Below are 14010 nucleotides of genomic sequence, written 5' to 3'. Positions count from 1 at the left end.
GGAGCCGCGGGGGCTGGATCTCCGGCCCGTCCGGCGACCTCCGGCGGGTCGGACGCGTGGCGTCGGGTGGCCGCGGTGCGCTGGTGCGGTACTGCGGGCTGTGCGGGCTGTGCGGGACGTACGTCGTGCGCGTCGTCGGACAAGACCGTGACTCCCGGGGCTATGGCGAGTGGAACCGGATCGTCCGCCTCATGATGCCGTTGCGGCCCCCGAAGTCGAACCCCCGGGCCGAACCCCTGGCGAAGCCCGTGTGGAGCTCTGGTGGATCGTGTGAACCTTGTGTCAGGGTCTCACCCTCCGCTGAGCGACGGATCGCGGTGCGCAGTCAACTCGCGTTCGTCCGCGGTCGCCAGCCGCGCGGCCGCGCTGTGGCCGGATCCGTACCGCCTCGCGCCGCGGTCCGCGCCGCCGGCGGCGGTACGCGCCTGGTCCAGCCGGAGCGAGGCGGCGCGCCCGCGCAGCGCCAGCGTCATCAGCTGGTTTCCGAACCACGGCCCGCCCGTGCGCCGCCAGCCGACCGGCGGCCGACCGGTTCCGGCGTGACGGGCCAGCGCCCGGCCCACTCGTCGGCCCGCCCGGCTCCAGCCGAAGCGGAAGCCGAGCCGCAGTATGGCGTGGACGGCGTTGTGCACCGGCGAACATGTCAGCTGGAACACCTGCGCCCGCTGCCCGGCGTCGCGGCCCGCCGGGTCCGCCGCCTCCGCCGCTTCCGCCCGGCCCGCCGCGTACGCCGCTTCTGCCGGGTCCGCCGCCTCCGCCGCTTCCGCCCGGCCCGTCGCCTCCGCCGGGCCCACGGCCTCCGCCCCGTACACCGCCTCCGCCCGGCCCGTCGCCTCCGCCGCTTCCGCCCGGCCCGCCGGGGTCACGGCCTCCGCCGCGTACGCCGCTTCCGCCCCGCCCGCCCGGCCCGCCTGGCCCGTCGCTTCCGCCTGGCCCGCCCGGCCCGTCGCTTCCGCCCGGCCCGCCGGGTCCGCTGCCTCCACCCGGCCCACGGCGCCCGCCGCGTACGCCGCTTCCGCCCGGCCCGTCGCCTCCGCCGGGCCCACGGCCTTCGCCCCGTACACCGCCTCCGCCACATACGCATGGTGCACATCGCCGGAGAGGACGCACACCGTCGCCGGGGCCGGCGCACCGCTGCCCGGTTCGCCGCCCGCCTCGGCGATCAGCGTGGTCAGCTCCGCGAAGGAGGCGGGAAACGCGGCCCAGTGCTCCAGATCCGACCGTCTTCGCAGCGCTTCGGAGAACCGCGCCCAGCGCCGCCCCCGGACGCCCGCGCACAGCGCCGCGTTCCAGCCCTCCGCGTCATGGATCAGCGGCGGCAGCAGCCAGGGCAGTGAGGCCCCGATGAGGAGATGGTCGTACGCGCCCTCCTGGTGGCCGTCCAGGGCCTGTTCGCGCAGCCACCGCGCCTCGCTCGGCGCGAGCATCGACCGGGACGGCTCCTCAAGCACCCGCGCGGCGCGGGTATCGGCCATCAGCAGCCGCGTACGGCCGAAGTCGCGCCGGTAGCTCCAGCGGGCGGACGCCGCGTCGGCGTCCGCCTTGGCCGCGAAGCGGCGCAGCGCGTCGGTGCCGTCCGGGGCGGAGCGCACCGCCGCGTACAGCTCGTCGGCGGCCAGCTCGGCGGGGGAGAGGTTGCCGAGGTGCTGATGGACCCAGTACGACATCAGCCCGCTGACCACGCGCTCCTGCCACCATGGCTCCGCGCGCATCTCGGCGAGCCAGGAGGCGCTGATGTTCCAGTCGTCGATCAGATCGTGGTCGTCGAAGATCATGCAGCTGGGGACCGTGGACAGCAGCCAGCGCACCTCGGGGTCGGTCCAGGACTCCCAATAGAGCCGGGTGTACTCCTCGTAGTCGGCGACTTCGGCGCCCGGCGGCTCGCGCAGATCGCGGCGCGCGGCCAGCCAGCGCCGGACCTGTTTGCTCGTCTGGTCGGCGTACACCTGGTCGCCGAGCAGCACCAGCACATCGGGGCGGTACGGCTCCGGGAGCGCGCCGGAGGCCAGTTCGGCGGCGAGCGCGGCCAGGGCGTCGGGACCGATCGGGTCGTGTTCCCCGGCGGGCGTGGCGGCCCAGCGGCAGGAGCCGAAGACGACCGTCACCTCGTCGGAGGGGACCGCCGGGGTGCGGATGACGCTCGGGGGGAACGGAGAGCCGTCGAGGGGCCACACCCGGCGGCCGTCCAGCAGCACTTCGTACGCGGTCGCGGCGTCCGGGGTCAGTCCGGTCACCGGGATCAGCGCATAGTGGTGGCCCTCGATCTGGAACGTCCGGGCGGACCCGCCGCCGGCGCCGCCCGCGCAGCGCACCTCGGCGCGGCACGGGCGGTCGGCCTCGACCCAGACGGTCGCGCGGTCGCCGGACTCCCAGTCCACGTACCGCAGCAGTGGTCCCAGCCGCAGCCCGGCCATATGCGCCCCCTCCGCCGTCCCGTGACGTCTGTACGGTACGGAACGACGGGGAGGCGGGCGGCGGTTCCGGCGCACCGGCCCCGCACGGGCATCAGCGGCTGTCACCAGCCGTCAGCAGCCGTCAGCAGCCGTTCAGCACCGACTGCAGCGCGTTCTTCTCCGCCGGGTCCACGGACAGATCCCACTCGTACTTCACATCCACCCACATACGGGCGTAGTAGCAGTGGTACGAGCCGCGCGGCGGCATCCACTCCGCCGGGTCCTTGTCCCCCTTGGACTGGTTGACGTTGTCGGTGACCGCGATGAGCTGCGGGTTGGACAGGTCGTTGGCGAAGGCCCGGCGCTCGGAGGTCGTCCAGGAGTTCGCGCCGGAGCGCCAGGCCTCGGCGAGCGGTATGACATGGTCGATGTCCACGTCGGAGGCGGCGTACCAGGTCGCGCCGTCGTACGGGGAGTACCAGCTGCCGCTGACCGCCGAGCAGTTGGCGGCCTGCTCGACATAGGCCCCGTCGCGTTCGAGGACGACTTCGCGGGTGTTGCAGTAGCCGTACTGGGTGATCCAGTGCGGGAACTTGTCACGGCTGTAGCCGCTGGAGGAACCTTCCGCCTCGACCGTCAGCCAGCTGAGGTACGAGCGTGCGACAGAAGCGCTGACCGGGGCGGGCGGAGCGGCCTGGGCCGTGGGCGCCGTGACCAGACCGGCGGCTGCGGCGAGGGCGACGGAGGCGGCGAGCACACCGGCGCGGGCGGCATGACGCGCGTAGACACCTGACATGTGAACTCCAGGGCAGTGGGGGAATGTTGGCCGGTACTCGCCCCTCGCAGGGCCCGGCCATCGTGTCGGCGCCAGGTTTCCTGGGGGAATGCGCCAGGTGACAAGATGACGACATGGACACGTCACATCAAGGGTTCTGGCGATTTTTGACTGCTCGCCATGCGCCGTCCCCGCGCGCGTGGTTGACGTGGCGCAGAGGCGTCCCGGGGCAGTGCCGGGCATAGGGTTGCCGCGTGCTGCTGCCGGTCAACCTCACCCTCGGGGCCGTACTGGCCGTCCTCCTCGCCGTTGCCGCGACGGTCGCCGCCGCGGCCCGTCTGGGGCGGTCACGGGAGATCGCCGTCGCGGGAGTGCGCGCCGCCGTCCAGCTCACCGCCGTATCCCTGGTGATCGGGTGGGTCATCCGCTCGGTGCCGCTGCTGCTGGGGTTTCTGGCGCTGATGTACGCCGTCGCCGTACGCACCGCGGGCCGTCGCATCACCCCCAACCGCACCTGGCGCTGGGCCGCCCTGCCGATCGCCGCGAGCGTCGTGCCCGTCGTCGCGCTGCTGCTGACGGGGCTTGTGCCGCTCAAGGGCATCGCGCTGATCCCGGTGACCGGCATCCTCATCGGCGGCGCGCTCACGGCCACGGTGCTCGGCGGGCGGCGCGCCCTGGACGAACTGGAGGCCCGGCGGGGCGAGGTGGAGGCGGGGCTGGCCCTCGGGCTCCTGGACCGCGACGCCCGGCTGGAAGTGGCGCGCACGGCCGCGTCCGACGCGCTGCTGCCGGGGCTCGACCAGACCAGGACCGTGGGCCTCGTCACCCTGCCCGGCGCGTTCGTCGGGATGCTGCTCGGCGGGGCGTCACCCCTGCACGCGGGGGCCGTGCAGCTGTTTGTGCTGGTGGCGCTGATGGCGGTGCAGACGGTGGCGGTGGCGGCGGTGCTGGAGCTGGCGGCGCGGGGGCGCATCCACCGCGGCTGAGGGCCCGCGCGCCATGGCGTACCCTGAACGGAGCAGAAGGGGAGTAGCTCTTCGCCGGATGCGTCGACATACTGCTGAGTTCGCTCAGCCGGCGCCCGGAGGCGGAGTCCACGGCGGGACGGGTCCCGGTGTGGCGGGATGAGTCCCGGAAAGTCCGCCAGCGAGACCTTCGGCCGCAATGTCCATGCTCATGTGAGGGCGTTGCCGTGCCGAAGCGACCCCTGGACAGCTTCTGAGTCTGCTGAAGGTCTCTCGGCGGGGCCGCGCCGTCCCGACCGATTGAGGAACCACTGCCCGTGCTGAGCTTCACCGTCCTGGCGATCGCCTTCGGCGTCGTCTTCCTTGCCGAGCTGCCCGACAAGACCGCGCTGGCCGGGCTGATGCTCGGCACCCGCTACCGGGCCTCCTATGTCTTCGCGGGCGTCGCCGCCGCGTTCGCCGTGCATGTCGCCCTCGCCGTCGCGGCGGGCAGCGTGCTGACCCTGCTGCCGCAGCGGCTGGTGCAGACAACTGTGGGGCTGCTGTTCCTGGCTGGTGCTCTGATGCTGCTGATGAAGAAGGGCGGCGGGGCGGAGGAGAATGTGCCGGCCCCGGCGGACCAGTCCTTCTGGAAGGTCTCCGGGGCCGGGTTCACGCTCATCCTCGTCGCGGAGTTCGGCGATCTGACGCAGATCATGACCGCGAACCTGGCCGCGCGCTATGACGACCCGCTGTCGGTGGGGCTCGGCGCCGTGCTGGCGCTCTGGGCGGTCGCCGGCATCGGGATCCTCGGCGGGCGCACGCTGATGCGGTATGTGCCGCTGCACCTGATCACCAAGGTTGCGGCGGGGCTGATGCTGGTGCTGGCGGGGTTCAGCCTGTACGAGGCGGTCGCGGCGTAGCGGCGGGCGGAGGCGGGCCGAGCCGGGACCGCGCCGGCGTGCCGGACCGGCGTACCGGACCCGTGTACGGGGTCGGCGTGCCGGACCGGTGTACGGGGCCCGCCCCCTCGCGGCTCGGGCCGTCCCTGCTGACCGCGTGTCAGATCAGGCTCAGCTCGAACGCGCCGTCCGGCCGGGGCGTCACCCGTATGCGCGTGAGGTCCGGCACATGCACGTCCGGGGCGTGCGCCGCGGCGCGCGGGCCGACGCCCACCACGTGTGCGCCCGCGGCGCGGGCCGCCGCGATGCCGACCTCGGAGTCCTCGAAGGCCACGCAGTGCGCCGGGTCGAAACCGAGCTCCGCCGCACCCTTGAGGAACCCCTCCGGGTCGGGCTTGCTCGCCCCGACGCGCTCCGCGGTGACCTGCACACGGGGCATTGGGAGCCTGGCCGCCGCCATCCTCGCCCGGGCGAGGGCCTCGTCCGCGGAGGTGACCAGCGCATGCGGGAGCCCGGCGAGGGCGGCCATGAAGGCCGGAGCGCCGGGGATGGGCACGATGCCCTCGGTGTCGGCGGTCTCCTGGGCGAGCAGTGCGCGGTTGTCGGCGTGGTTCTGCTCCATGGGGCGGTCGGGGAGGAGGACGGCCATGGTGGCGTACCCCTGCCGGCCGTGGACGACCTTGAGCGCCTCCTCCGGGTCCAGCCCGTGGTCGACGGCCCATCTGCGCCAGCAGCGCTCCACGACGGCGTCCGAGTTGACGATGGTGCCGTCCATGTCGAGAAGCGCGGCCTGGAACACGCCGATGGGCATTGTGCTGGTGGCTGAGCTGGGCAAAGTGGCCGTCCTGTCGCGTGTGCGGATACTCGTCCCCGGTTTGTTTCATCACGATACAAACAAAGAGGGTGCGGATGCCAGCTCGCTGCTCGTTCACCCTCGCGGGTGGTTTTGCCGTCAAGTGGCGTTAAGTGGCCTGAATCTTGCCAACTCCGACCTGTTCGTGCGGAGTCCTTGTGACCGAATGCACGGCCCAGGGCCGTGTGCATCGACGTACATCGACGACGGTGACCCTCGGTGACAAGGAGTCCGCAGTGCCCTCGCCCGCACCCGCACCTTCTCCCGCATCCACGTCCACGTCCACGTCCGCGTCCGCAACTCCGTCCACGCGTCGGCGCGCGACCGCCGTACGCACCGCGACCGTCGGCCTCACGGCCGCCGCCCTGGCGGCCGTCGCCCTCGTCCAGCCGGCCGCCGCGGCACAAGAGCCCGCGGCGGCCGGGCGCGGCTCGCACCGTGCCACCCAGCAGGCCCTGGACGCCCTGGTCGAGCATGGCATCCCCGGAGTGACCGCCCAGGTCAGGGAGCGGTACCGCGTCTGGGGCGGCACCGCGGGCGTGGGCGACATCCGGACGCAGCGCCCGCGCGGGCTCCATGACCGCTACCGGGTGGGCAGCATCACCAAGACGTTCGTCGCCACGACGGTGCTCCAGCTGGAGGCGGAGGGCAAGCTCCGGCTCGACGACGCGGTGGACGCCTGGCTGCCCGGCCTGGTGAAGGGCAATGGCCACGACGGTACGAAGATCAGCATCCGGCAGCTCCTCAACCACACCAGCGGCATCTACAACTACACCGCCGACCCCGAGCTGCAGTCGCACTTCGTCGCCCCGGGGTTCTTCGAGCACCGCTTCGACACCTGGACCCCCAAGGAACTGGTCGAGGTCGCGATGCGGCACAAGCCGGCCTTTGAACCGGGGACGGGCTGGTCGTACTCCAACACCAACTACGCGCTGGCCGGGATGATCATCGAGAAGGCCACGGGGAAGCCGTACGGGGAGGAGATCCGCGACCGGATCATCCGGCCGCTGCGTCTGCGCGCGACCAGTGTGCCGGGCACCGACCCCGGCATGCCCTGGCCGAGCGGACGCGGCTACTCCAAGCTCTGGTTCGACAACACCTCAGGCCCGACCTATGACGTCACGGAGTTCAACCCCTCCGGCGCCTGGGCGGCCGGCGAGATGATCTCCGACTCCGCCGATCTCAACCGCTTCTACTCCGCCCTGATGCGCGGCAGGCTGCTGCCGCCCGCGCAGCTCAAGGAGATGCTGACTGCCGTGCCGGTCGACGCGGAGGGCTGGCCGGAGGCGGGCTACGGCCTCGGGCTGATCAAGCACAAGCTGTCCTGCGGCACGGAGCTCTGGGGCCACAGCGGCGGCATCCACGGCTCCCTGTCCGTGGCGACCACGACCAAGGACGGCCGGCACTCCGTGGCGTTCAATCTGAACGGCGACTGGGGCGGTGACACCCAGTCGGTGCTGGAGGCCGAGTACTGCGGGGTCAAGCCGGAGAAGCGGTCGCGGTCGGAGCTGCGGGGCGGCGGCGACGCGATGCTGAACATCCTGCGCTGACGGAGCGGCGCGGGCGGCCAGGGCGGCCTGGGCGGCCCTGGCCGCCCGTCGAACACATAAGTGGCTCCACGCGCCGGTCAGGGGGTGCGCGCGGAGCCACTTTGTTTTTCGATGGTACAAAATCCGGGGCGGGGTGCAAAACCGGCCGGTCCATCCCCCCTGCCGGGCCCTCCGCCGTCCCCTCTCATGCTGGCCCCTCGCGTGCCTCCCGAGGCCCTCACGGCGCCGCCGTCTCCGCCTCCAGCGCCCGTCGCGTCCGCGGTCCGTACACCCCCTCCGGGTCGCCCGCGACATCCCGGTCCCACTGGTAGAAGCGCACGGCGCTCTCCACATCCCCGTCGCACTCGCCGTCCGGGCGGCCATGGAACAGCCCGACCTGCTTCAGCCGCAGCTGGAGCTCCCGCACCTCGGGGCCGCTGCCGCCGCGCCGCAGCGTGCCGCCGCCGGGCTGCAGGGCCGTGGACGTCGAGACCGCGCCCGTCGCCCCTCTCCTCGCCTGCGCCGCCGCCCGGGAGCCGCTCCCCCTCGTCGGCCTGAAGCCCCTGGAGCGTCACATACGGGCGGACGCGCAGCGGATGGAAGTCCTCCGCCGCATCGAACTCGGCCTGGCGTCGCGCCCGCATGGCCGCCACCGCCCGTACGGCGCAGTCACAGTCCGGCCGCGCCGCGCCGTCCGCGCCGACCAGCGCCGCCGCACCGCATTCCGGACAACTGCTCGGCGTCATCACGACGGTCCCCTCCCTTGAATTGCGAGCGATGAGGCAACCGCCGCCCCGGAGGCCCCAGGCCGCCCCGCCGTACTCGGCAGGCCATAACCGGCCAGACCCACCACGATGGAGAGGAACACGGCGGACCCGAGGAGACTCGCATGGCCCAGGAAGTGAGCACGCCGGCTGTGGGCCCGGCCCCCGGGGAAGGGCAGAACCGGCGGAGCGTCCTGGTCGCCATCGGCGCGCTGCTGCTCGGCATGCTGCTCGCCGCCCTCGACCAGACGATCGTCGCCACCGCCCTGCCGACCATCGTCAGCGAGCTGGGCGGGATGAACCACCTCTCCTGGGTCGTCACCGCCTATTTGCTCGCCTCGACCGCGGCCACCCCCCTGTGGGGCAAGCTCGGCGACCAGTACGGCCGCAAGAAGCTCTTCCAGGCGGCGATCGTCATCTTCCTCGTCGGCTCCGCGCTGTGCGGCGTCGCCCAGAACATGCCGCAGCTCATCGCCTACCGGGGCCTCCAGGGCCTGGGCGGCGGCGGACTGCTGGTGCTGTCCATGGCGATCGTCGGCGACATCGTCTCCCCGCGCGAACGCGGACGGTACCAGGGGCTGTTCGGCGCGGTCTTCGGGGCGACCAGCGTGCTGGGGCCGCTGCTCGGCGGCTTCTTCACCGAACACCTCAGCTGGCGCTGGGTCTTCTACATCAATCTGCCCATCGGGGCCGTCGCGCTGGCCGTCATCGCCGCCGTACTGCACATCCCGGCGCGCCCCACCCGCCACACCATCGACTACCTGGGCACCTTCCTCATCGCCTCGGTCGCCACCTGTCTGGTCCTGATCGCCTCCCTCGGCGGCACGACCTGGGCGTGGGGCTCGGCGCAGATCGTCTCGCTCGCGGTCCTCGGCGCCGTACTGCTCGTGGCCTTCCTCTCCGTGGAACGGCGGGCCGTGGAGCCGGTGCTGCCGCTGAAGCTGTTCCGCATCCGCACCTTCACCCTGGTCGCGGCCGTCAGCTTTGTCGTCGGCTTCGCGATGTTCGGGACGATGACCTATCTGCCGACCTTCCTCCAGGTGGTACAGGGCGTGTCGCCGACGATGTCCGGGGTGCACCTGCTGCCGATGGTGCTGGGCATGCTCGTCACCTCCACGCTGTCCGGGCAGATCGTCAGCCGCACCGGCCGCTGGAAGGTCTTCCCGATCGCCGGCACCGGCGTCACCGCCATCGGGCTTGTGCTGCTGCACCAGATGAAGGAGTCCAGCGCGACCTGGGAGATCAGCGCGTACTTCTTCGTCTTCGGCGCGGGCCTCGGGCTCGTCATGCAGGTACTGGTGCTGGTGGTGCAGAACGCCGTCCGATACGAGGATCTGGGCGTCGCCACCTCCGGCGCGACGTTCTTCCGCTCCATCGGCGCGTCCTTCGGCGTGGCGATCTTCGGCACGGTCTTCACCAACCGGCTTGAGGGCAAGCTCGCCGCCGCCCTGGCCGGGCAGCCGGTCCCGCAGGGCGCGGGCGCGGCCGAACTGGCCGCCGATCCGCGCGCCATCGCCCGGCTGCCCGCCGAGCTGCGGCCGGACGTCCTGCACGCCTACGCCACGTCCATCACCGACGTTTTCCTCTACGCCGCGCCGGTCGTGGCCGTCTCCTTCCTGGTCTGCTGGTTCCTCAAGGAGGACCGGCTGCGCGCCTCGGTCACCGCGCCCGAGCACTCCGAGACGCTCGCCTCCAACCCCGTCGAACGCTCCTCCCACGACGAGGTGGCCCGCGCCCTGTCGGTGCTCGGCTCCCGCGAAGGCCGCCGTGAGATCTACGTCCGGATCACCGAACGCGCGGGCCTCGACCTGCTGCCCGCCGCCGGCTGGCTGCTGCTGCGCATCCGCCGCCAAGGCGTGGTGGAGCCCGCGCTCCTCGCCGACACCACACCCGTCCCGCTGCGCACGATCACCGATGCCGCCCGCCAGATCGAGGAACGCGGCCTGGCGCGCCGCGAGGGCCTGGGGCTGATGCTCACCGACGAGGGAGCCGAGGCGGCCGGCCGCCTCTCCCACGCCCGCGAGGAGTCCCTCTCCGAACTCCTCGGCGACTGGTGGGGCCCGGACCGCCCCACGGACCTGATCCAGCTGGTCCGCGAACTGAACGCCGAACTCTGCGGCTCGGACGGCGACCGGCCGTACGAGGGGGAGGCGAAGCGGGACCACTCCCTGTGACCGGCCGCCTGTCCTGTCGACCGCCCGGCCCCGGCTGGACGGGCGTCGACCACGACGCCGGCCCGGGGCGCTGAAGCCGCCCGGCCGTGCCGGACTGACTGGCCGTGATGGACCACACGGTCAACCGGCCGTGGGCGTCGCCGGGGCCGCCTGCTGGACCACGTCGAACGTCCAGACCGTGGAGTCCGTGGCCGCCGGCTTGGGGCGCTCACCGGACTGGTCGCCGCGGCCCTGGTGGGCGGCGCGCATCGGGCCGTCCATCCAGGCCTGGAAGTCAGCCTCCGAGCGCCAGCGCGTGTAGACGAGGTACTGGTCGGTGCCCTCGACGGGGCGCAGCAGCTCGAACCATTCGAAGCCGTCGGAGTTCTCCACCATGCCCGCGCGGGAGGCGAATCGCTTCTCCAGCACCTCGCGCTGCTCGGCTGGAACGGTCAGCACATTGATCTTCACGATGCTCATGACGCCATCCTGCCCTACATCGAGCCAGGGCCGGCGCCGACCCAGCGCCCGGGGGACAGGCGGGGACAGGCGGGGAACAGGTCAGGACACGACGCGCGCCAGCAGAAAGCCGTCGTACCCCTTCGTGCCGACGGTCTGCACCGCGGTCGCGTCCAGCCGCGGCTCCCGCGCCACCAGGTCGAACATCTCCCGGGTGCCCTCGATCGCCTCGTCGCCGCCGCCGGTCTCGGTCACCCGGCCCGCGCGCACCACGTTGTCCACGATGATCAGGCTGCCAGGGCGGGTCAGCCGCAGCGCCCATTCCACATAGCGGGGGTTGTTCTTCTTGTCGGCGTCGATGAAGACCAGATCAAACCGGTCCGCCTCGGTCAGCTCCGCCGCGATCCGCGGAAGCGTGTCGAGCGCCGCGCCCGTGCGCACCTCGACGATCTTGTCAAGTCCGGCGGCGGCGATGTTCGAGCGGGCCACCTCCGCATGGGCGGGGTCGTACTCAAGGGAGATCAGCCTGCCGCCGTCCTGCGGCAGCGCACGGGCCAGCCAGATCGTGCTGTAGCCGCCCAGGGTGCCGATCTCCAGCACACGGCGCGCGCCCTGCGTCCGTGCCAGCAGGTGCAGCAGCTTCCCCTGCGGGGGCGAGACGGCGATCTGCGGCAGACCCGCGGCGTCGCTCGCCGCGAGGGCGGAGTCCAGGGCCGGGTCGTCCGGGATGAGCGTGTCAGTGAGATAGGCGTCGACGGCGTTCCACTGCTCCTGAGTCATGGCGTCCAACCTATGCCAGGCCAGGTGGGCACAGCGGTGCTTTCCGGCCGCCCCGGGGATTCCGCCCCCGGGGGCGCTGCCCCGGAGACTGCGGATGAGAGGTCACCCGATCGGGCTTATGGTCTTGTATGTCTGCCTGCGATCACAGACTTCCGGTCAAAACGGGGTGACAGTCAGGCGAAGTGGGGGTTGCCTGAGTCTCTGTCCCGGGGGAGTGCGAGGCTCTATCGACTCGGGATCGGATCACAGACGTGGGGAGGCGCGGCGCGACGTGGCGAACGCGGAGCACAGCGTGAACGGCAGCGCGACGACGGTATCGAGGATGGCCCTGGCCAGGGTTTTCCTCTGGGCCGTCGCCGCCGTGCTCGCCATACGGCAGACGGCGGCCGTCCTCACCTCGCCGCCCGGCGAGCGGCTCGTGGACCTGGAGACCTGGATCGGCGAGGGCGGCGTGCTGCACGTCAGCGGATCGCTGTACGACTCCGAGACATTCACCGGCACCCCTTTCGCCGGTCTGGTCCTGAAACCCTTCGCACGCTCCGCGGAACAGACGTTCGGAGTGGTGTGGACCTTCGGCACCCTGCTCCTCGTCGTGGCCCTCGGCCTGGTCGCCGCCCGCGCCCTGCCCATCCCGGTGTCCCGCCGCAGCAAACTGCTGGCCGCGCCCGTCGCCATCAGTCTGCTGATGCTGTCGCTGCCCGTACGCAACAGCTTCCACCTCGGCCAGACCAGCATCATCCCGGTCCTGCTGGTGCTGCTCGGCTGCTTCGCCGCGCGCGGCGAGCGGTCCGCCGGCCTGCTCATCGGCGTCGGCGCGGCCCTCCAGCCCACCGTGCTGCTCTTCGCACCCCTGCTGTGGCTGACCGGCCGCCGCACCGCCGCCGTCAGCGCCGTCGGCACCTTCGCGGCCTGCTCCGCGCTCGCCGCCGCCGCGTTGCCCAGCGACTCATGGACGTACTGGGTGCACCATCTCGCGGGCGCCGGGCTCGGCGCCCGGCCCGACAGCCTCGCCAACCAGTCTCTGCACGGCGCGCTGCTCCGCTTCGGCCTCGAAGGGCCGCTGGAGATCGCGCTCTACGCGGCCCTCGCCGCAGCCGTGTGCTTCGTCGGGCTGCGCCGCGCCGTCCGCTATGCCCGCGACGGGCAGCTGCTGCTGGCCGTCGCCCTGACCGGCTGTGTCGCCGTCGCCGTCTCCCCGACCGCCTGGCAGCACCAGCTGCTGTGGGTGCTGCTCGCGGTCGTCGGCCGGGTCGGCAAGCGGGCGTCCGACCGGATGCTGTGGCCCGTGCTGATCGTGCTGGCGATGACCCTGCCGGGCAAGATGCTGCTGCCGAACCTCGCCGTGCTGCACCCCGTACGGGACAACGCCCTGCTCATCGCCGCGCTCGCCGCCGCCTGCGCCGTGCCCTTCCTGACGCTCGACTCCCCGTACTTCCGCCGCCCCGTGCCCACGCGGTACGCGACCCCCGTCGCCTCCCGCTGGCGCCGGGTGCCCCTGCTGCCGTTCTGGCGGCGCGTGCTCAGCAGGCCGAATCTGCTGCTCGAACTGCTGGCGATAAGGGTCGGCTACTCCGTGTACTCACAGATCCGCCTCGCCGCCACGGGCAGCGTCGGCGCGGCCGAGGAGCACGGCAGGCTGATCCTCTCCGTCGAGCAGGCGCTCGGCATCGACATCGAGCACGCCGTCAACCACGCCGTGGTCAAGATCGAGTGGGCGGAAGGCTTCTTCAACTTCTACTACACGTCCTTCCACTTCCTCATCCCGCTGACGATCCTCGGGATTCTCTACGCCCGCCGCCCCGCCGACTACCGGTGGGCGCGCTCCTCGCTCGCCTTCGCCACGCTGCTCGCCCTGATCGGCTTCTGGCTCTTCCCGCTGGCCCCGCCGCGGCTGATGCCCGGCCTGGGCTTCATCGACACCGTCCACGGCCCGCAGGACCTCGCCAACCCCGACTACGGGGCGATGACGGCGGTCACCAACCAGTACGCGGCCATGCCGTCGCTGCACTTCGGCTGGTCGCTGTGGTGCGGTGTGGTGGCGGTCGTCCTCGCGCCCAAGCTGTGGATGAAGCTGCTGGGGCTGCTCCACCCGCTCTTCACCGTCTGCGCCATCGTCGCCACCGCCAATCACTGGGTCCTGGACGCGGTGGGCGGCGCGACCGTCGTGGCGGCGGGCTTCGGGCTCACATACGCGCTGTCCGGACGGCGGCAGCTGATGCCGCCGCCGTCGGAGGGGCCCGGGAGCCCACGGCAGGACGCCGGCCGCACGGAGCCGGCAGGGCCGGCAGACAAGGACATCGCGCGGGCGGGCGCGGGCGGCGTCGCCTCGTAACGTACGTGCCTCACGTACGGTCCGTGACGTGTACGGGGCTGACGTACGGGCCCGTGGCGTGTACGTGCCTCATGTACGGGCCGTGACGCGTGCGGCCTTGACGTCTGGCCCGGGGAGCGCGCCTGC

At 72.3% G+C, this 14010-nt stretch carries 11 protein-coding genes; 5 read left to right on the top strand and 6 right to left on the bottom strand.

Annotated elements, in window-relative coordinates; genetic code table 11:
- Nucleotides 1-290 precede the first annotated feature (290 nt).
- Nucleotides 291-2414 (bottom strand): alkaline phosphatase D family protein, encoded by a 2124-nt coding sequence (locus tag OF819_RS16615; RefSeq protein WP_267244318.1) that lies wholly within the window; start codon nt 2412-2414, stop codon nt 291-293.
- A gap of 121 nt (nt 2415-2535) precedes the next feature.
- The gene (locus OF819_RS16610) at nt 2536-3189 is read right to left on the bottom strand and encodes an HNH endonuclease family protein (RefSeq protein WP_267244317.1); all 654 of its coding nucleotides are present in this window, start codon (nt 3187-3189) and stop codon (nt 2536-2538) included.
- 233 nt (nt 3190-3422) lie between these two features.
- Here OF819_RS16610 and OF819_RS16605 point away from each other — a divergent pair, with 233 nt between their 5' ends.
- Nucleotides 3423-4154 carry an ABC transporter permease gene (locus OF819_RS16605; protein ID WP_267244316.1) on the top strand — a complete coding sequence of 244 codons (732 nt, stop codon included), beginning with the start codon at nt 3423-3425 and terminating at the stop codon, nt 4152-4154.
- A gap of 296 nt (nt 4155-4450) precedes the next feature.
- Nucleotides 4451-5035, top strand: coding sequence for a TMEM165/GDT1 family protein (locus tag OF819_RS16600; protein ID WP_267244315.1), 585 nt, complete (start codon nt 4451-4453; stop codon nt 5033-5035).
- Between the two features lie 139 nt (nt 5036-5174).
- Here OF819_RS16600 and OF819_RS16595 read toward each other — a convergent pair whose 3' ends face one another.
- Nucleotides 5175-5825 (bottom strand): HAD-IA family hydrolase, encoded by a 651-nt coding sequence (locus OF819_RS16595; protein WP_267244314.1) that lies wholly within the window; start codon nt 5823-5825, stop codon nt 5175-5177.
- A 407-nt stretch (nt 5826-6232) separates the two neighbouring features.
- Here OF819_RS16595 and OF819_RS16590 point away from each other — a divergent pair, with 407 nt between their 5' ends.
- On the top strand, nt 6233-7417 hold the full coding sequence (locus OF819_RS16590; RefSeq protein WP_267244438.1) for a serine hydrolase domain-containing protein: 1185 nt from the start codon (nt 6233-6235) through the stop codon (nt 7415-7417).
- A gap of 217 nt (nt 7418-7634) precedes the next feature.
- Here the strand turns inward: OF819_RS16590 and OF819_RS16585 are convergent, their stop codons facing one another.
- On the bottom strand, nt 7635-7823 hold the full coding sequence (locus tag OF819_RS16585; RefSeq protein ID WP_267244313.1) for a peptidoglycan-binding domain-containing protein: 189 nt from the start codon (nt 7821-7823) through the stop codon (nt 7635-7637).
- A gap of 462 nt (nt 7824-8285) precedes the next feature.
- On the opposite strand from OF819_RS16585, the gene OF819_RS16580 reads away from it, so the two are divergent.
- Nucleotides 8286-10334: an MDR family MFS transporter gene (locus OF819_RS16580; protein WP_267244312.1), complete on the top strand. Its 2049-nt coding sequence runs from the start codon at nt 8286-8288 to the stop codon at nt 10332-10334.
- A 120-nt stretch (nt 10335-10454) separates the two neighbouring features.
- On the opposite strand, the gene OF819_RS16575 is transcribed toward OF819_RS16580, so the two are convergent.
- Nucleotides 10455-10793 (bottom strand): antibiotic biosynthesis monooxygenase family protein, encoded by a 339-nt coding sequence (locus OF819_RS16575; RefSeq protein WP_267244311.1) that lies wholly within the window; start codon nt 10791-10793, stop codon nt 10455-10457.
- A gap of 81 nt (nt 10794-10874) precedes the next feature.
- Complete coding sequence (locus OF819_RS16570; protein WP_267244310.1) at nt 10875-11552, bottom strand: O-methyltransferase; 678 nt, start codon at nt 11550-11552, stop codon at nt 10875-10877.
- Nucleotides 11553-11823: 271 nt separating this feature from the next.
- Between OF819_RS16570 and OF819_RS16565 the strand changes: the two genes are divergently transcribed.
- On the top strand, nt 11824-13884 hold the full coding sequence (locus OF819_RS16565; RefSeq protein WP_267244309.1) for a bifunctional glycosyltransferase 87/phosphatase PAP2 family protein: 2061 nt from the start codon (nt 11824-11826) through the stop codon (nt 13882-13884).
- The last annotated feature ends 126 nt before the right edge of the window (nt 13885-14010 follow it).

Source organism: Streptomyces sp. PR69 (assembly GCF_026420845.1).
GTDB lineage: Bacteria > Actinomycetota > Actinomycetes > Streptomycetales > Streptomycetaceae > Streptomyces.
This window is presented reverse-complemented; position numbering and strand designations above follow the sequence as displayed.